General features: G+C 62.8%; 15 protein-coding genes and 1 pseudogene. 8 read left to right on the top strand and 8 right to left on the bottom strand.

Features of this window, described 5'->3' with window-relative positions; translation table 11 throughout:
- The first annotated feature begins 113 nt into the window (after positions 1-113).
- Together ACWTU7_RS00260 and gmk are read left to right on the top strand one after the other, a co-directional pair.
- On the top strand, positions 114-1,004 hold the full coding sequence (locus tag ACWTU7_RS00260; RefSeq protein WP_455837281.1) for a YicC/YloC family endoribonuclease: 891 nt from the start codon (positions 114-116) through the stop codon (positions 1,002-1,004).
- Positions 1,005-1,009: 5 nt separating this feature from the next.
- The gene (gmk, locus tag ACWTU7_RS00255) at positions 1,010-1,684 is read left to right on the top strand and encodes a guanylate kinase (protein WP_029354386.1); all 675 of its coding nucleotides are present in this window, start codon (positions 1,010-1,012) and stop codon (positions 1,682-1,684) included.
- Positions 1,685-1,700: 16 nt separating this feature from the next.
- Here the strand turns inward: gmk and rsmA are convergent, their stop codons facing one another.
- From rsmA to lptF, 6 genes are all read right to left on the bottom strand, one after another.
- Positions 1,701-2,540 carry a 16S rRNA (adenine(1518)-N(6)/adenine(1519)-N(6))-dimethyltransferase RsmA gene (rsmA, locus tag ACWTU7_RS00250; RefSeq protein WP_455837280.1) on the bottom strand — a complete coding sequence of 280 codons (840 nt, stop codon included), beginning with the start codon at positions 2,538-2,540 and terminating at the stop codon, positions 1,701-1,703.
- Positions 2,541-2,562: 22 nt separating this feature from the next.
- Positions 2,563-3,597, bottom strand: a complete 1,035-nt coding sequence (pdxA, locus tag ACWTU7_RS00245; protein WP_455837626.1) for a 4-hydroxythreonine-4-phosphate dehydrogenase PdxA — start codon at positions 3,595-3,597, stop codon at positions 2,563-2,565.
- Positions 3,594-4,526, bottom strand: a complete 933-nt coding sequence (locus ACWTU7_RS00240) for a peptidylprolyl isomerase (protein ID WP_455837279.1) — start codon at positions 4,524-4,526, stop codon at positions 3,594-3,596. Before ACWTU7_RS00240 ends, pdxA begins: the two co-directional genes overlap by 4 nt.
- A 235-nt stretch (positions 4,527-4,761) precedes the next feature.
- Entirely contained in the window at positions 4,762-7,050 is a 2,289-nt protein-coding gene (locus ACWTU7_RS00235; protein WP_455837278.1) for an LPS-assembly protein LptD, read from the bottom strand.
- Positions 7,051-7,178: 128 nt separating this feature from the next.
- Positions 7,179-8,261: an LPS export ABC transporter permease LptG gene (gene lptG, locus ACWTU7_RS00230; RefSeq protein ID WP_029354377.1), complete on the bottom strand. Its 1,083-nt coding sequence runs from the start codon at positions 8,259-8,261 to the stop codon at positions 7,179-7,181.
- Between the two features lie 16 nt (positions 8,262-8,277).
- Complete coding sequence (gene lptF, locus ACWTU7_RS00225) at positions 8,278-9,480, bottom strand: LPS export ABC transporter permease LptF (protein WP_455837277.1); 1,203 nt, start codon at positions 9,478-9,480, stop codon at positions 8,278-8,280.
- A gap of 338 nt (positions 9,481-9,818) precedes the next feature.
- On the opposite strand from lptF, the pseudogene ACWTU7_RS00220 reads away from it, so the two are divergent.
- The 3 genes and pseudogenes from ACWTU7_RS00220 to ACWTU7_RS00210 all read left to right on the top strand — a co-directional run bounded on the left by ACWTU7_RS00220 (position 9,819) and on the right by ACWTU7_RS00210 (position 12,815).
- Positions 9,819-10,733 (top strand): annotated as a pseudogene (locus ACWTU7_RS00220) (NAD(P)-binding domain-containing protein).
- 101 nt (positions 10,734-10,834) lie between these two features.
- Positions 10,835-12,346, top strand: a complete 1,512-nt coding sequence (locus ACWTU7_RS00215) for a leucyl aminopeptidase (RefSeq protein ID WP_455837625.1) — start codon at positions 10,835-10,837, stop codon at positions 12,344-12,346.
- Positions 12,347-12,365: 19 nt separating this feature from the next.
- A complete protein-coding gene (locus ACWTU7_RS00210) occupies positions 12,366-12,815 on the top strand; it encodes a DNA polymerase III subunit chi (RefSeq protein ID WP_065008935.1) in 450 nt (149 codons plus the stop codon).
- A 129-nt stretch (positions 12,816-12,944) separates the two neighbouring features.
- On the opposite strand, the gene ACWTU7_RS00205 is transcribed toward ACWTU7_RS00210, so the two are convergent.
- A complete protein-coding gene (locus ACWTU7_RS00205; RefSeq protein ID WP_455846489.1) occupies positions 12,945-13,667 on the bottom strand; it encodes a haloacid dehalogenase type II in 723 nt (240 codons plus the stop codon).
- A gap of 193 nt (positions 13,668-13,860) precedes the next feature.
- Positions 13,861-14,349 carry a RidA family protein gene (locus ACWTU7_RS00200; protein ID WP_287113472.1) on the bottom strand — a complete coding sequence of 163 codons (489 nt, stop codon included), beginning with the start codon at positions 14,347-14,349 and terminating at the stop codon, positions 13,861-13,863.
- A 196-nt stretch (positions 14,350-14,545) separates the two neighbouring features.
- Here ACWTU7_RS00200 and ACWTU7_RS00195 point away from each other — a divergent pair, with 196 nt between their 5' ends.
- From ACWTU7_RS00195 to ACWTU7_RS00185, 3 genes are all read left to right on the top strand, one after another.
- Positions 14,546-15,238 (top strand): TetR/AcrR family transcriptional regulator, encoded by a 693-nt coding sequence (locus ACWTU7_RS00195; RefSeq protein WP_455837275.1) that lies wholly within the window; start codon positions 14,546-14,548, stop codon positions 15,236-15,238.
- Positions 15,239-15,470: 232 nt separating this feature from the next.
- Complete coding sequence (locus ACWTU7_RS00190; protein ID WP_455837274.1) at positions 15,471-16,211, top strand: FadR/GntR family transcriptional regulator; 741 nt, start codon at positions 15,471-15,473, stop codon at positions 16,209-16,211.
- Positions 16,208-17,383, top strand: a complete 1,176-nt coding sequence (locus ACWTU7_RS00185; RefSeq protein WP_455837273.1) for a PLP-dependent transferase — start codon at positions 16,208-16,210, stop codon at positions 17,381-17,383. The genes ACWTU7_RS00190 and ACWTU7_RS00185 overlap by 4 nt, the downstream gene beginning before the upstream one ends.
- The last annotated feature ends 20 nt before the right edge of the window (positions 17,384-17,403 follow it).

Here is a 17,403-nt window from a genome sequence, read left to right as displayed (position 1 = left end):
ATCAGGAGCGCCTTGCGTCCGATTCGGCGCGAAGGGCGCTCCGGCATTTTGAAGCCGCGCATGTCTGGCCGGAACCGCTTCCGGGACCATGCGCCAGGGGAAGCAAGGGCATCATGAATTTGCAGAGCATGACCGGTTTTGCACGGGCCGTCGCCGAACATGACGGCACGTCGATCGCCTGGGAGGTCAAGTCGGTCAACGGCAAAAGTGTCGAGGTCAGGCTGCGGCTGCCGCAGGGCCTCGAGCGGCTGGAGCCGGCCGTCAGGCAGACAGTGCAAAAGCGCTTTGCGCGCGGCAATTTCCAGGCAACGCTGACCGTCAGCCGTGCCGCCGGCCAGCAGGCGCAGCCCGTGGTCAACGAGGCCTTCCTGAGGGATCTGGCCGGGTTGGCGAAGCGGCTGCAGGAGCAGTTCGGCGCAGCGCCTGCGACAGCCGATGGGTTGCTTTCGCTACGCGGCGTGCTCGACATCCCCGAAACCACCGAAACCGAAGAGGCGCGGGCGGCGCTCGACAGCGCGATTTTCTCGGCGCTCGAAGTGGCGCTGGGCGGGCTGGAGCAGGCACGCCAGGGCGAGGGCGCCGCCCTACGCTCGCTGCTGTCCGGCCATATCGACGCTATCGAGGCGCTGACGGTGCGCGCCGAGGCCGATCCGTCGCGCGAGCCGACGGTGATTCGGGAACGGATTGCCGAGCAGGTTCGGCTGCTGATGGATGCCTCCGCCAATCTCGACGCCAGCCGGTTGCATATGGAGGCGGCGTTCCTAGCCAGCAAGGCCGACATCCGCGAGGAGATCGACCGGCTGAAGACGCACGTGGCGTCCGGTCGGGTGCTGCTGGCAGGCGGCGGCGCCATCGGCCGCAAGCTCGATTTTCTGGCGCAGGAATTCAACCGCGAATCGAATACGCTGTGTTCGAAGTCGAACGCCGCTGCGATCACCGCCATAGGGCTGGAGCTGAAGGCGGTCGTCGACCAGCTTCGCGAACAGGTCCAGAATCTGGAGTAACCCTGATGGTCGCCAAGGAGCCTATGGTTCCCAGGGATTTGGGTTCCCGCATTCGCCGCCGGGGCCTGATGCTCGTGCTGTCTTCGCCGTCCGGCGCCGGTAAGTCTACGATCGCGCGTAATCTTCTGGAGAGCGATTCCAGTCTCGAACTGTCGGTCTCCGTCACCACGCGGCCGCGCCGCGGCAGCGAGATCGAAGGCGTCCACTATCATTTCCGCACCATGCGCGAGTTCGAGCGGCTGCGCGATTCAGACGAACTGCTCGAATGGGCCGAAGTGCATGGCAATTGCTATGCGACGCCGCGTGAACCGGCCGAACTGGCGCTGGCACAGGGCCGCGACATGCTGTTCGACATCGACTGGCAGGGTGCCCAGCAGCTCAAGGAGAAGATGCGCGCCGACATCGTCTCGATCTTCATCCTGCCGCCCTCGATGAAAGAATTGAAGGCGCGGCTGAAGCGCCGCGCCGAGGACCAGGAATCGGTGATCGAGACGCGTCTGAAAAACGCCCGCAACGAGATCGAGCACTGGAAGGAATATGATTTCGTCATCATCAACGACGATCTCGACCGCGCCTTCGCCGAAGTGCGTGGCATCGTCATCGCCGAACGGCTCAGACGCGACCGCCGGCCCGGTCTATTCGATTTCGTCTCGGGGCTGCTCGACGAGAAGACGGATTAGGGGCGCGCCCGCGCAGTTACACTGCGTTGGCCAGTCGTACGAACTCCTCGACGTCAAGCGTTTCGGCGCGCCGGGTCGGATCGATGCCGGCGCGGGTGAGCAGGGCTTCGCCGCCGAGGCTCTTGACGCTCTGCCGCAGCATTTTGCGGCGCTGGCCGAAGGCCGCTTCGGTGACGCGGCCGAGCTTCTTGACCTCGGCGGGCAGGGGACTTGCCCGCGGCACCAGATGCACCACCGACGACACCACCTTGGGCGGCGGCGTGAACGCTTGCGGCGGCACGTCGAAAGCGATTTTTGCCTCCGTCCGCCAGCCTGCCAGCACGCCCAGGCGGCCATAGGCGTCGCTGCCGGGGCGGGCGACGATGCGCTCGGCCACCTCGCGCTGGAACATCAGCGTCATCGATGCGTAGAAGGGCGGCCACTCGGCGCCGGTCAGCCAGCGTATCAAGAGTTCGGTGCCGATATTGTAGGGCAGGTTGGCGACGATCCTCACAGATCCATTGCCCCCATGTGGCCCTTTGGCAAGCGCCGCAAAATCCGTCTTCAGCGCATCGCCGGCAATGATCTCGAGCCCGCCCGGATAGTGGTCCGACACCTCCGCAAGCGCTGCGAGGCAACGCTCGTCGCGCTCGATGGCGATGACCCGAGCAGCGCCGTGGGACAGCAGCGCCCGGGTCAGGCCACCGGGACCCGGACCGACCTCGATCACCGTGGCGCCCGTCAGGTCGCCGGCGACGCGCGCGATCTTGCCGGTCAGATTGAGGTCGAGCAGAAAATTCTGACCGAGCGCCTTTTTCGCCTGCAACCCATGGCGTTCGATCACGGCACGCAACGGCGGCAGCCCGTCGATGCTCATGCGGCCGCTCTCATGCAAAGCCTCATGCGGCGGCAGCCTTCGTCCCGATGTCGGCAAGCCTGCGGGCGAGCCTGAGCGCCGCGATCAGACTGTCGGCACGGGCTATGCCCTTGCCGGCGATATCGAAAGCGGTGCCGTGATCCGGTGAGGTGCGGATGAAGGGTAGGCCGAGCGTAACGTTGACCGCCTCGTCGAACGCCAGCGCCTTGGCCGGGATCAGCGCCTGGTCGTGATACATGCACAGCGCCACATCGTAGCCGGCTCGGGCGCGGGCATGGAACAGCGTGTCGGCCGGCAGCGGCCCGAAAGCGTCGATCCCCTCCGCCGTCAGCCTGTCGATCGCCGGGCGGATGATGCGCTCGTCCTCGGCGCCCATCGCACCGCCTTCGCCGGCATGCGGATTGAGGCCGGCAACGGCAAGCCGCGGCTTGGCAATGCCGAAGCGATGTTCGAGGTCGGCGGCGGTGATGCGGGCTGTCGCGACGACCAACTCCGTGGTCAGCGCTTTCGGCACCTCGCGCAGCGCAATGTGGATGGTGACCGGAACCGTGCGCAACTCGGGACCGGCAAGCATCATCACCGGCATCGCTTCTGCGCCGGTGTGGAGTGTCGCCAGATGCGCCAGATATTCGGTATGGCCGGGGAAACGGAAGCCGGCATCGTAGAGCGGCTTCTTGGCGATCGGGCAGGTGACGACTGCCGCCGCGCGGCCGCCAAGACAGTCGTCAACAGCGCGGTCGATGGCCTCGATGATGCCGGCGGCGTTGGCTGGGTCCGGCCGGCCGGGGCCGTCGACGAGGCGGGCGACAAGGGGCACGACGGGCAGGGCGCGTGCAAAGACGCGCGCCGCTTTGGCTGGTATCGTCTCCGTGATTGGCACATCGGCGCCGAGCAAGCGCGCCCGTGCGGCAATCAACGCCGGATCGGAAATAAGATAGAAGGGCGGCACACCGGCGCTGTCGCGCCCTCGCCAGGCGGCAATGGCGATTTCCGGCCCGACGCCGGATGGATCGCCGACGCTCAGCGCCAGCGGCAGCTCTGCCTCTGGCGACTTCAGCGCTCGACGATGCGGGCTTTCTTCCGCAACTCCTCGACATACTTCTTGGAGAGCTCGTCGGCGTCCTTGCCGCTCGAGCCTTCACTCTGGAACACCATCTGGGCGGCCTTGTCGTCGGACACTTCGCGCGACGAGCAGATGCCGATGAACTCGACGCCGCGGTCTGTCTCGCGCGTGGGGGTGGCGCCGCCGACCTTGGTGGCCTTGATCTGGTCGGCCCAGTCCGGCGGCAATTGCGGCGCCAGTATCCGGCCGAGATCGCGAACGGTGACGTCGATCAGGCCCTTGGCAAATTCGCGCGAGGTGTTGCAGCTGTTGAAGCGGGCGCGCATGGCATCGGCTTCGCGCTTGCGCTTGGACAGCGTAGCGCTGCGCTCGGCCGCCGGCACGACGAAAATGACCTGCTGCAGCATGTACTCCATGGCGGTCGGCTTGGTGCCGCCATTGTCGAGCATGCGCCTGACCACGTCCTGCTCGCTCAACGCGCCGCCGCTCTTGGAGCGATGGCGCGCGGTCAGCGCCTGGTTCCAGGCCATCTGGGAGCGGATGAACTCCTTGAAATGTTCCTTGCCGACGCCGGACTGCGCCATGACGCCATCGAGTTGTTTGAGCTGCATCTTGTTGGTCGTGGCAAAGCGCTGATAGGCGGCGTCGACCTGGGCGTCGCTGATGCGGATGCCGAGACGCCTGGCTTCGGCGACGCGCAGCGTCTGCTCGATCATTTCCTCGGCAGCGTCGCCTTTCTTGCGCTGCAGGCGCAGGAAGGCAGCGCGATGCTGGATGTCGCCGGTGGTGATCGGTACGTTGTTGACGACGTATTTGATCTGGCTGGCGAAGGCCGGCGGCGTCATCACTGTGATCGAGGCCGAGGTCGCCGCCACCAGCAGCGCGAACCCTGCCGAAAAGAGGTATTTCCTCATCGAAAGCATCCCAATTTTATCTCGGTTCCGGCCGAATTCTATCCCATTTTGAGGGAGCTGGAATCCGTGCCTGCCCTATGCGGCGAAACGATGTCGTTAGACGCGATGTGGGTCCACGTGGACGCACAAGATACGCTCTAACACTTTGAATCTACGCACCGTGCTTTCCGAAAATCAATTCCGATTTCGGGCCGATGCGTTCGCCGGCCGCCGTTCCGCCCGTCTGTTGTTGGCCAGTCGCCTGCTACTGGACAGTGTTGAAGGAGCTTTGTGTCGAACCGAAATCGCCGAGCGTGCGGAACGACAGGTTGAAACCGATGTTCTGCGACACTTCCTTGGTGCTCAGATCGCGGGATTCCGAGAATGTCATCAAGTAGGTGAAACATGAATCGCTATAGGCAAAGCCGACCCCGTCCTTGACCAGGACACTTTGCTCCAGATCGTAGGTGCCGGTACCGAAGACACGCCAGTTCTCTGCAAGTTGCGTCGAGGCACCGAGCGTGACCTCGTGACGATCGGTCGTGAAGCCATAGAGCGGCTGCGCCTGGATGAAGGCGTATTTGGCGCTGAACGAAATCGGCAGGCCGGAATAGGCTGCCTTCACCTCGGCGCGGCGAACCTCGAAGCTTTGCTCGTCGAAACGGCCGCTGACCGAGCCGGAAAGCCCGCTGGGGCTGTTGAAGCCGACGAGACCGACATAATCGGAGGTCGCGGTCTCAAGGCCCGAATCGGCGCCGACGTTGACCAGGTCCGGCGCGGCGAAGGAGTTCTGGCCGTCAAGCTGGTAGGATTGGCCGAACAGCGCGTTGGTGCTCCAGCCATTGTCATAGGCGCCGGAATAGCGCAGCCCGACATTGGCGCGCGTGCCGCCTTCCAAGCGGTCGTAACCGGAGAACTTGTCGCGCTCAAACAATGTTGTGGCATCAAAGACGAAGCTCTGCGCGTCCTCGTTGGGAACAGCGAGGCCGCCGACATATTGCTCGTTCGGACGCACGAACACCTGCGCCATCGGCTCGAAGATGTGGCTGGAACTGGCCGACGAGAACAGCACCGGCCAACGCATTTCCAGCCCGGCGGTCGCCATGAAGCGGGCGAGCGACGATCGCATATCGTCGTCGACGCCGAGGTTAGACGCCATCTGATTGATGGCATTGAGCGATCCCGAAGAGGCATTGACATAGCCGGCGTCGCCGCGCAGCGCCAGCAGCGGCGTCAGCAGCAGCCCGCCATCGGTGGTGAAGGTGCGCTTCCATTCCGCTTCGGCGGTGAGACGGCCCGACTGGCCCTCGATGCCGCGTACACTGGTCACGGACGCAGCGTTGTTCGGATCGGCAAGGACCCTGTCCAGCCTGTCGCGGCTGATGGCCTGCGCGTTGACATTGAACGACAACTGCCCGCCGCCCAGCGCCATGTCTGGGATGTAGGCGTAGTCGAGCGAGGGCAGCACCCAGGGCTGCTTGCCGGCGCGAGCGGTCGGATCGTCAGAGAGCGTCTCTTCCTGGACCTCGAAGCGCATGGCGCGCACGTCGAAATAGTTGCGGCCGTTGAGGCCGGTCAGGTAGATCGAGGAGTGATGCACGCTGTCGTTGAAGTCTTCGATGGCGTAGGTGCGCGAGAAGTTCTTGTCGGTCTGCAGCAGGACATCCCAGCCGAAGTCCCAGCGCGAATTGATGGCGAACTGGCCCTTGGTGCCCATCATGCCGCGGAATTTGTTCGGGTCGCCGGCCGCTCCCGAATCGACATTGTGCCCGTCGCTGTCGATGAACTCGTCGGGATCTACTTGCCGGATGCCGGCGATCTTCAGGCTGTACTGGCCGTTGTTGAAGCGCTGACGCCACTCGGCTTCGCCGAGAAAGCCCTGCTTGGTGTAGCCGCTGCCGGTGACGGTGAGATCGTAGGTTGGTGAGAGAGCGAAATAATAGGGGACTTTGACGCCGACGCCGAGATCGCTCTTGTAGGCGATGCCAGGGATCAGGAAGCCGCTCTTGCGCTTGACGGTCGGGTCGGCAATCTCGAAAGCCGGCAGATAGGCGAGCGGAAAGCCGAAGAACTCGAAATTCGAATTCTCGAAGCGAACCGTCTTCTTCTCGCCGTTCCAGATGATTTTTCTGGCCTTGATGCGCCAGGTCGGCGCTTTGTCGGGTTTGTCCTCGCACGGCTCACAGGCCGTGTAGACGCCGTTGTGGAACGTCGTCAGCACGCCCCCCATGCGTTCCGCGCTTTCGGCGGCGAAATAGGCCTTGTCGACGGTTTCGACACGCAGCGCGTTGACGAAGCCGTCGGCGAAATCGTCGGTGATATCGACGTGCTGCGAATAGATCTTGGTGCCGTCGCTGTTGACGACCTCGACATTGCCGCTGGCGACGAGCCGCTTGGTGTTGCGATTGTATTCGACCCGCTGGGCGACGAGGCGGTTGCCGCCATAATCGATCTGCACGCCGCCGACGGCCGTCACTGTCTGGTTGTCGTTGTCATAGACCAGCGTATCTGCCGCCAGCAGCATTTGCGAGCCGGCGGGGACGTCGGCTGCCATGTCGCTGATATCCTGGGCAAAAGCCGGAATACTCGGGACGACACAAGCGAGCAGGCATGCCAAGGCGCTCGCCCCATAGAGGCGCGCCGAACCGGCCTGCCTATGGATGCGCAAAACCGCCCCCCTCACTAGCCGTCTTCCTTGTACAGCAAGAAAGTCACCCCGAAGAACATAGCCACGACAACCGGAACCCATGCAGCCACGACTGTGGGTACGAATCCCGCCACGCCGAATGCCTTGACCAGCACTGTCACGACATAAAGCAGAAACCCGGCCAGGACGCCACCCAGAATCATCGTCGCGGATTGTCCCATCCTCGCAAATCTCATCGACACCGTTGCGGCGATCAGCGTCATGGCGACGAGAAGGAACGGCAGCGCCACCAGCGAATCGAACTGCATGGCAAACGCATTTGCCTTGAGGCCGAAGGAGCGGGCAACCTCGATCTTGCCGGGCAGATCGTAGAAAGGGATGGTTTCCGGGCGCGCCAGCCGCTCTTGCACGAATTCGGGTTTGAGATTGGTCGGCACCCGGTCGCTTGCCACCGATTGGATATTGCCGTCCCGGAAAACCTTGACGTCCTGCAGTTCCCAGTAGCCATCCCGCAAAAAGGCGTGCGCCGCGTCCTTGCGTTCGACGATGTCGCCTTGCGGGTTGAGGACGAAGAAGACGGCATCGGCCATCTCCAGGCCCTGATTGAGAATGGCGCGCGCGCCGATGATGGTATCGCCGGAACTGGTCTTCTGCCGGATCCAGGGCTCGGCGTCGGCCGAGACGGTGTTCGACTTGCCGGAGCGGAGCTGGGTTTCGATTTTTTCGGACCAGGAAAACGCATGCGCGGCGATCGGATTGATGACGCCGACCGACAACACCCCGAACAGCAGCGCCCCGATGCAGCACGGCAGCAGGAATTGCCAGGCGGACACGCCGGCGGAACGCGCGATGACCAGTTCATACCTGCGATTGAGCGAGACCAGTGTCGCCATCGCCGAGAACAGGCCGACGAACGGCACCGTCTGCAGCATGATCATCGGCGTCCGCAGCCCTGAAATGGCGAACGCCGTGCCGTAGGTGAAGCCCGGCAAGCCGTTCGTGCGGCCGGAAAGTTCGGTGAAGTCGATCAGGAACACAAGCGCCAGCAGGCCGATGAAGAACCAGATGGTGATCGTCACGTAGCGGAAGAAGAAGTATCTACCCAGAGTCCAGCCCATTAGCGTATCCAGCCCATTAGCCGGCCCGTTGGCCAGAAGCGCCGCGCCTGGCGAAGCGGAGCTTCAGGGCGCTCCAGCCGTCACTGAAGCGGCCAGCGAAATTCGTCATCCAGTCGGCCCAGGCGACCGGCAGTTCCATGGTCCGGTTGGAGACGATGAACCATGTCGAGACCGCGGACGCCACGATAGGAACGCCGTAGACCATATAGGCGTATTGCGGAACGTTGTCGGCATTGCCGGCGGCAAAGAAACCGAGCCAGCGCACGAAAAACGCAATCGCGATCGATGTGATCAGCGGATGAATGCGCGCCTCGCGATGGGAGCGCGCGTCTCCCGCGACCGCAAGCGCGATCAGTGCGAAGACGAGTGAATAGGACCATTCGGAAAAACGCTGGTTGAGTTCGGCCAGGTACTTGTTCGGCTTTTTCTGGAACACCTTGTCGTTCGGACTAGGATTGAGCAGGTACTGGGTCGTCCGGTCCTTCGGCAAAAGCAATACGTCCGATGAGGCCGACATGAAGGCGGACAGGTCGAAGGCATAGGAGGTGAACCGGATGACCGAAAGATCGCCGGCCAGCGTTTCGCGATGGATGACGCCGTCATTCATCATCAGCACTTTCTCGTCGCCGTTTTCGATGATGGCGCCGGTCTTGGCATAGTAGATGAGGTTGGCGCCTTCTTCGCGCGAATCGGCGACGAAGATGCCGCCGAGGCGGTTGTCCGGAAGCCGCTCACCGATCTGCAGGAACAGGCCGTCGTCGATCTTGCGGAAGGTGCCTTCCTGGATGATCAGCGACAACAGATCGGCGCGCGACGACGCCACCAGCTCGCGGTTTTTCTGTCGTGCATAGGGATCGACGCCGTTGTCGACGGCGAACGAAAAGACGCTGGCCGCCAGCGCCAGGAACATGATCGGCCTGACGATGGTCCAGCGCGAAGCGCCCGCTGCGTTCAAGACGGCAAGCTCAGAATCGGAATTCATCGCGCTCAGTGTCTGAGCGACCGCGACCACCAGGGCGAAAGGCACGACGATCGGGACGATCGACGGAATGATCAGCGCAGCGAACTCGAAGAAGGTCAGCGCCGACTGCCCGCTGTCGGTGACGAGGTCGATGCGGGCGAGCACCTGCGTCGTCCACACGATCGCCAGCGTCCAGATGAGCGCTGCCAGGAAGACCGCCAACGCACGACGCATGATGTAGCGTTCAACGACCTTCATGAAGGCTTTTCTCGATTTTGCCGAACGGCATCATGCCTCCAGACAAGGTAGTCGCCCGGCGACGCCTGTACAACCGGTCCGTTGGCGGTTCGATCTGGTTCCGTCCCACATCGATATTTCCGGTGGGCCGGAGTGTCGGCGGCAATGGATAAGAAAGGGCGAACATCAATGGTTAACAACACGTTGCGGCAGGAAAGCGGGGCCGTGCCGCGACGAATCGCCATCGATTCCACCGCCATATGGGATCGGATTCCGGCAAAGTCTTGCCAAATGCCGGAAAACGACCAAATGTCGCGCCGATCACGGTTATGGCCGCCGTGGCTGCGACAGGTACAGGCATGGAAGCAGAAGTAACAGAATTGCGCAGCCAAACCGGCCAGATTTTTCACGGTGTGATCGTGATCGGCGCCGGCGCAGCGGGGCTGGCCGCCGCCCATGCGCTGATAAAGGCCGGCGTACCGACACTTGTTCTGGAAAAGGAAAGCCGGCTTGCCGAACCCTGGTATCGGCGGCACGAACGGTTGCATCTCAACTCGCATCGCGATCTCTCGACACTGCCTGGCGTCGCCTATCCCGCAGGCACACCCGCTTTTCCCCACAAAAACGCCGTCGTCCGCCATCTGAACGAGTTCAGCCAGGCGCATGGTCTGCCGGTCCGGCTTGGCGTGGCCGTCGAGGAGATCGCGTTCAACGGCGATTACTGGACCGTTAAGACCAGTGCCGGGCCGCGGCTGGCGCGTCAAGTCGTCATTGCCACCGGGCGCGACGTTGGCGCGATTGCCGCTTTGGCTCGCCGATGCGGTGATGGCGGCAACGCAGCGCCTGGTTTTCGGCGACTTGACGAAGTTTGGCCTGCCGCCCGCCTCCTCGGGAGGTGCAAGCCGCCTGACTGTCGACTATACCGCGATCGCCACCGACGACGGGCCGTCCGCGCCATCAAGGCCGGCAAGATTGTGGTACTGCCGCAGGTAAGGGAATTTACCCGCGACGGCGTTTTCCTCGACAACGGCAACCGGATCGCTCCCCGAGATCGTCATCGCGGCGACCGGCTACCGCACCGGGCTCCAACGCATGGTCGGCAAGCTCGGCGTCCTCGATGGCAAGGGGTTCCGCTATTCAACGGCGGCGAGGCCGACCCGAAATTGCCCGGCCTGTGGTTTACCGGCATGCGGCCAAGCATTCGCGGTTGCTTCGCCAATGCCCGAATTCAGGCCAACGCAATCACGCAGCAGATCGTCAGGCAGGGGCGATGATTGAAAATTGGGGTGGTGCTTCCGGTCGGAAACAGCCAAATATCTAGTTTCATCAAGGCACTCTCCCAAAAACCCAACGCCGTTCCCGAAAGCAGGACATGATGACTTCGAGACCTTCGATCGCCTTCGCCAAATTCGCAGCGCCTAAAAAGGGCAGTGTCTTCGTGCTGGCGGCCAACGATGGCGGTCTCGGCGACGCGGCAAAGGCTTGCGATCCGGCAAAGACCCTGGAGCGGGCGTTCCCGGTGGCCGACTTTTCCGGCAAATTCGCCGGCCTGGTCGAAGTGCTGGCGCCCGAGGGCACATCGCTCGACCGGCTGGTGGCGGTCGGCGCCGGCAAGGTCTCGGGGCTCGACGATCATGCCTGGCTCAAGCTTGGCGGCACGATCACGACATCCTTTCGCAAGGCGACGGAGGTGGCCGTCGTGCTCGACCTGCCCGGTGCTGACGTCGGCGGCAGGCAAGCGGCACAGCTTGCCGCGGGCATTCTTCTGCGCAGCTATGCTTTCGACAAGTACAAGACGAAAAAGGACAATGGCGACGGCCAGCGCGACGGCAACAAGGCCGAGCCCAAAAAGCCGGTCAAGGTGACCATCCACACCACCGATCCGGGGGCGGCGAAAAAGGCCTTCGCCGACGAGGTGGCGGTGATCGACGGGGTGCTCCTGGCGCGCGATCTGGTCAACGAACCGGCCAATATACTCGGGCCGGTGGAATTCGCCGCCCGCGTCAACGAACTGGAAGCGCTCGGCGTCATGGTCGAGATCCTGGTCGAGAAGGAGATGAAGAGGCTCGGCATGGGCGCGCTGCTCGGCGTCGCGCAAGGCTCGCCGCGTGGCGCGCGCCTGGCCATCATGCGATGGCACGGCGGCAAGGCCAAGGACAGCCCGATTGCTTTCGTCGGCAAAGGCGTCACCTTTGACACCGGCGGCAATTCGATAAAGACGGCCTCCGGAATGGAGGACATGAAGGGCGATATGGGCGGCGCTGCCGCGGTCACCGGGCTGATGCACGCGCTGGCCGCCCGCAAGGCCAAGGCCAATGTCGTCGGCATCGTCGGGCTGGTGGAAAATGCCGTCGACGGCCATGCGCAGCGCCCCGGCGATATCGTCACCTCGATGTCGGGCCAGACCATCGAGGTGCTCAATACCGACGCCGAAGGCCGCCTCGTTCTGGCCGATGCGCTGTGGTACTGCAACGATCGCTTCCAGCCGAAATTCATGGTCAATCTGGCGACGCTGACCGGCGCCATCATGGTCGCGCTGGGCCAGCACTATGCCGGCCTGTTCTCCAACAATGATGAACTGGCGAACAGGCTGACGAGCGCCGGGCAGGCGACGCAGGAACGAGTGTGGCGGATGCCGCTCGGCACCGAATATGACAAGCTGATCGACTCGAAAAATGCGGACATGAAGAATATCGGCGGCCGCTATGGCGGCGCCATCATCGGGGCGCAGTTCCTGCAACGATTCGTCAAGGATACGCCCTGGGCGCATCTCGACATCGCCGGCACCGCAATCGGCGCGCCGTCCAGCGAGATCAACCAGTCATGGGCCTCCGGCTTCGGCGTCAGGCTGCTCGACCGGCTGGTGCGCGACAATTACGAGGGGTGAGGCCTTTCAAGGCGCGATCATGGCCGACGTCCTGTTCTATCACCTGACCGAATCGACGCTGGAGGATGCGCTGCCCGGCCTGCTCGAGCGCAGCGTCGATCGCGGTTGGCGCGCCGTGGTGCAGACCGGCACCGAGGAGCGGCGCGACGCGCTGGACCAGCATCTTTGGATTTTCAGGGACGATTCGTTCCTGGCGCATGCGACCGACCGCGAATCCCATCTGGCCGAGCAGCCGATCCTTTTGACAACCGGCCAGGACAATCCGAACGAAGCGCAGATCCGCTTCCTGGTCGACGGCGCCGTGCCGCCGGAGCTTACCGGTTATGAGCGCGCCGTGTTCCTGTTCGACGGCCACGATGCGGCCCAGGTCGAGGCGGCGCGCACGCACTGGAAGACGATGAAGGAAGCCGGCCACGTGGTCACCTACTGGCAGCAGACTTCAGACCGGCGCTGGGAACGCAAGGCGTAAAGCTGCCGTCTTGGCTATCCTCGACCTGGGGATCAGATCGCTGCGCAATTGGGTCATGACTCCGAGAGAGCATCGGACCGAAATGTGGAAGAACCCTGAAGGGGGTGGTTTGCTGATCGTTGAGAGGCGCTACAACTGAAGCCGTTCAGCCAAGTCAATGAAGTCGCTGGCCACCAGGTCCCAGGCCTGATCTGGGTGCAAGTCCGTGGTCTGCGCTAACCCGTGCTCGGCCGGACGCGGGACAAAGGCTGTCCGTAGTCCGCATGCCCGAGCCGCTGCAAGGTCGCCATTGTGGGCGGCCACAAGACAGATCTCATCCGGCTTCATTGCCAGCACGTCAGCGGTGCGAAGATAAGCTTCCGGCATCGGCTTGTACGCTTGCACGAGTTCGGCGCCGAGGATCGCATCCCAGGGGATACGACTACGCTTCGCCATGTTGAGCATGAGGACGATGTTACCGTTCGAGAGCGGCGCGATGATATAGCGGGCCTTCAGCCGCGTGAGGCCGGCCACCGCGTCCGGCCATGGCTCCAATCGGTGCCATGCCAGGTTCAGTTCGTCCAGTTCGGAGGCTGGCACCGAAGCCGGGTCGATCCCGAATTCCGGCAAAACAGCTTCCAGATTCTCCCGATGCAGCACGTCGAGACGTGTAAAGGGCCGCCGGCCGCTGCGCACCTCCTCCATCGCTGGCGAGTAACGGCGGCGCCACGCATCCGCGAAAGCGGTAGGAACGGCCGTTCCGGCTCCATACCGCTTCAGGAACGGTTCAGCTTCGCGCGCCACGCCGCTGCGCCAATCGACGACAGTGCCGAATACGTCGAACACCAAGGCACGTACACCATCCAAGACCATCACATTCGGCTCCTCGATCCGCACAACTGCATGACCGTCGCATTCGGGTGGCGAGCACCCCTTGCGGCTGTCGCAAAAATCGGTCGCGAAAGGCCACTTTTGCGAGGACATTTGCGACAGGCAAACCATTGACTGGATGGACAGGGTGAAACTGTCGCGAAGCTTACAATATTTGCGAAAGGCGATCGGACCACTACTCCAGAATGACGACGGCTTCCACCTCGAAGAGCATGGGGTCAATTGCAAGCTTGGGCACGGGAATCAGGGTCTGCGCCGGCAGCGCCTCGCCGAACATTTTCTTGATGTTCTTGGTCAACACCTCAAGCTTGGACATATCGTGATCGACCACGAAGACCGTAAGCTTTGCGACCTGATCCGGCCTGGCACCGAGCGCATCGAGGGCGGTACGCAAGTTTGCGTAGGCCTGCTCGACCTGGACAGCGAAGTCGGGCGACAAGGCTCCCGTACTGTCTTGGCCGCCCTGTCCGGAGATGTAGGCCACCCGGGCTTCGCGGGGCGTGATCACCGCCGTGCTGTAGCCGTTCGGCGACGGGTCGTAGAGGTTTTGTGGATTGACGATGGTCAGCTTGAGATCGTTCTCATTCGCTGTCGTCGCGGTGGGAACTCCCATGGTCATGATGATTAGCCCTCCGGTAAGCAGATGCTTGATTTCGTGTGACATGATTTTCTTTGGCTTTGCGGACTGCGAGCAACGTACCCTCGCGGCCGGTATGATTGAACTTTAACCGTATCGCTCATACGATGACTCGTGCGACGTACGAGTCATCGTATGGTACATCGTACGAGTCAATCGTCCAAGATCGACATTCCTTGCGTTGCCGGTCAAAATCGACGTTCTCAACAGCGAGGAAGAGCGGATGGCAGCCAAACGTACCGGCGCCCGGAGCAAACGGTCTCAACCGACAAGTGAGTGGCTCCGGCCAATGCAGGCGCGCAGTGAACCGCCGCTCTCTCGGGAACGCATCGTGGCGACCGCGGTAGAACTGCTGGACGCCCAGGGAGTCGACGGATTGACCATGCGTCGGCTGGCCGATCGCCTCAGCTCGGGCGTGATGAGCCTATATTGGCACGTCGACAACAAAGAGGGTGTCTTTGATCTGGCGCTCGACTCGGTGCTCGAATATCGCGGACCGCCACAAATGGGTGAGTCTCAAGACTGGCGCGGAGAAGTCGTTCATATGCTTGAAGACTGGCGCGCCAGCATGCTGCGCCATCCTTGGTCGGCGTCGCTGTTGCCGCGCCGGGCGCTCGGGCCGAACATGCTCAGCCGCCTAGAACTGCTAAGCAAGACCTTGTCCAGAGCCGGTGTAGCGGACGCAGATCTGAACGTCGCGATATGGTCACTCTGGAACTATGTGATGGGCGCCACCATCACCCGGGCGAGCTTCGACCTCTCGGACGACGACAGGGTCGCCGCACAGCAGCGCCTTACACGTCTCAGCGAACGCTACCCGACAATCGAACGCTCTCGTCTGCTGTTGGACAACGATTGGGACGGCGCTTTCCGGAAAGGCCTCGGCTTTCTGCTCGATGGCCTCTCTCCAAGATGAGGCTGAACGGTAGCTTTGGGACTCAAAGCGACTGTCGCAAAATCCCGATTAGAACGACAGTTTTGCACCTGATTTTTTGCGACGTCGCAGAAGAAGCCTTTGCGCCAAGGTTTAAGGTTCCACAGTGGGTCGTGAGCCGAAATGCAAGCTGAGACACTGCCCGGGCACTTGACGAAAGGTCGGCCGCGCGCAATTCTGCTAAGATGTCAGACCAATTTTCGGCGTAGGCACCATGCGAGCGCGCGGCGAACTGCCCGGGGCACCTGTCACGCGTGTGGCAATCGCCACGCTCCCGCCGTTGGACCGGGGCAAGCAGGTTATGGAAGCGCTGGCCGACTATGTCGAGCGCGCTGCGCTGAAGAGCGGTGACCGGCTTCCGACCGAACGCGAATTGATGGCCGCGCTTTCCGTCGGGCGCTCGACGATACGCGAGGCGATGGGGCGTTTCGAAGCGCTCGGCGTCACCGAGACCCGCAAAGGCAGCGGCACCTATCTGCTCAAGCCGATATCCGCCGGCACGATCCATTTGCCGCTGTCGCTCGATACGGCAGAGCTGCGCGATGGCCTCTTGCACACCCTCGAGGTACGCCGCGGCATTGAGGCCGAGGCAAGCATGGTCGCGGCGCGGCGGCGGACAGTCGACGATCTGCGGACGATCGAGGAAAAACTCATCGAGATGGAGCGCGTCCATCTCGCCACCGGCACGTCGGGTCCGGAAGACTTGGCCTTTCACCTGGCCGTCTACGACGCCACGCACAACCCGCTTTTCCGCCAACTCCTGGGGCAGATGCGTGAAGCGTTCGAGCGCTTCTGGGACCATCCTTTCGACCGGCAGGATTTCGCGCGGCGATCGTTTCCGTATCACCGCGAGCTGTTCGATGCCATCGTCGCCAGGAACGCGGAGCTGGCGCGCGGAAAAACGCTGAAGATCCTCGAGATCGTGGAAGAGGATATCGAGGAAATGTCGAAATGAACGGTGCCGATTTTTTCGACCAGGCGTCGCTGATCGCCGCCCATGATGAGGGCAACGCCTTCGACGCCGTCGTTCCGCCGATCGTGCAGACCTCGCTCTTCACCTTCCCGAACTATGACGAGATGCTCGAGACATACCGCGGCGAAAAAGTGCGGCCGACCTACACGCGCGGGCTGAACCCGACCGTGCGCATGTTCGAGGAAATGTTGGCAAAACTGGAGGGTGCTGAGGACGCCATCGGTTTTGCGAGCGGCATGTCCGCCATCTCATCGGCAGTGCTGAGCTTCGTCGAACCGGGCGATCGCATTGTCGCGGTCAGGCATATCTACCCGGACGCGTTCCGGCTGTTCGGGACGCTGCTCGCGCGCATGCGCATCGAGGTGACCTACGTCGACGGGCGCGACGAGGCGGCTGTCGCGAGCGCCCTGCCTGGCGCCAAGCTGTTCTATATGGAAAGCCCCACCAGCTGGGTCATGGAAACGCATGACATCGGTGCGCTCGCTGCGCTGGCAAAGTCCAGCGGCATCCCGACCATCATCGACAACAGCTGGGCCAGCCCGGTTTTCCAGCGTCCGCTGTCGCTCGGCGTCGACGTTGTGGTCCACTCCGCATCCAAGTATCTGGGTGGCCACAGCGATGTCGTGGCCGGGGTGGTCGCGGGCTCGAAGGACTTGATCGGCCGCATCCGCGGCGAAGCCTATCCATATCTCGGCGGCAAGCTGTCGCCATTCGACGCCTGGCTCTTGATCCGCGGCTTGCGCACGCTGCCGATCCGGATGCGCGCGCATCAGGCCTCCGGCCTCGAAATCGCACGGCGCCTGCAGGATCATCCGATCGTGGAGAAGGTCTGTCATCCGGGGTTGGCCAACCAGCTTCCTGCGGGGCTCACCGGCACGTCGGGCCTGTTCTCATTTGTCTTCCGCGACGGCATCGATATCCGCACGTTTGCCGACCGCCTCAAGCTGTTCAAGCTGGGCGTGTCCTGGGGCGGCCACGAAAGCCTCATTGTGCCCGGCGAGGTCGTGCTGCAGCAGAAGGCCCAACCCAATTCCGCGATGGCGTTCGGTGTCCATCCGCGGTCCGTGCGTCTCCATGTCGGCCTTGAGGGAACCGAGGCGCTGTGGAGTGACCTGGAAACGGCGATCGACGCCGCGTCCGAAGAAAAGACCTGAAGCAACCAGACAAGAAGGGA

Source organism: Mesorhizobium sp. BHscii (genome assembly GCF_053848065.1).
This window is presented reverse-complemented; position numbering and strand designations above follow the sequence as displayed.

What these genes read in the sequence shown, in the direction of transcription:
- ACWTU7_RS00260 (WP_455837281.1), top strand. Translation starts at nt 114, where the DNA reads ATGAATTTGCAGAGCATGACCGGTTTTGCACGGGCCGTCGCCGAACAT.
- gmk (WP_029354386.1), top strand. Translation starts at nt 1,010, where the DNA reads ATGGTCGCCAAGGAGCCTATGGTTCCCAGGGATTTGGGTTCCCGCATT.
- rsmA (WP_455837280.1), bottom strand. Translation starts at nt 2,540, where the DNA reads ATGAGCATCGACGGGCTGCCGCCGTTGCGTGCCGTGATCGAACGCCAT.
- ACWTU7_RS00240 (WP_455837279.1), bottom strand. Translation starts at nt 4,526, where the DNA reads ATGCTTTCGATGAGGAAATACCTCTTTTCGGCAGGGTTCGCGCTGCTG.
- ACWTU7_RS00235 (WP_455837278.1), bottom strand. Translation starts at nt 7,050, where the DNA reads ATGGCAGCCGACGTCCCCGCCGGCTCGCAAATGCTGCTGGCGGCAGAT.
- lptG (WP_029354377.1), bottom strand. Translation starts at nt 8,261, where the DNA reads ATGGGCTGGACTCTGGGTAGATACTTCTTCTTCCGCTACGTGACGATC.
- lptF (WP_455837277.1), bottom strand. Translation starts at nt 9,480, where the DNA reads ATGAAGGTCGTTGAACGCTACATCATGCGTCGTGCGTTGGCGGTCTTC.
- ACWTU7_RS00215 (WP_455837625.1), top strand. Translation starts at nt 10,835, where the DNA reads ATGACTTCGAGACCTTCGATCGCCTTCGCCAAATTCGCAGCGCCTAAA.
- ACWTU7_RS00210 (WP_065008935.1), top strand. Translation starts at nt 12,366, where the DNA reads ATGGCCGACGTCCTGTTCTATCACCTGACCGAATCGACGCTGGAGGAT.
- ACWTU7_RS00205 (WP_455846489.1), bottom strand. Translation starts at nt 13,667, where the DNA reads ATGGTCTTGGATGGTGTACGTGCCTTGGTGTTCGACGTATTCGGCACT.
- ACWTU7_RS00200 (WP_287113472.1), bottom strand. Translation starts at nt 14,349, where the DNA reads ATGTCACACGAAATCAAGCATCTGCTTACCGGAGGGCTAATCATCATG.
- ACWTU7_RS00195 (WP_455837275.1), top strand. Translation starts at nt 14,546, where the DNA reads ATGGCAGCCAAACGTACCGGCGCCCGGAGCAAACGGTCTCAACCGACA.
- ACWTU7_RS00190 (WP_455837274.1), top strand. Translation starts at nt 15,471, where the DNA reads ATGCGAGCGCGCGGCGAACTGCCCGGGGCACCTGTCACGCGTGTGGCA.
- ACWTU7_RS00185 (WP_455837273.1), top strand. Translation starts at nt 16,208, where the DNA reads ATGAACGGTGCCGATTTTTTCGACCAGGCGTCGCTGATCGCCGCCCAT.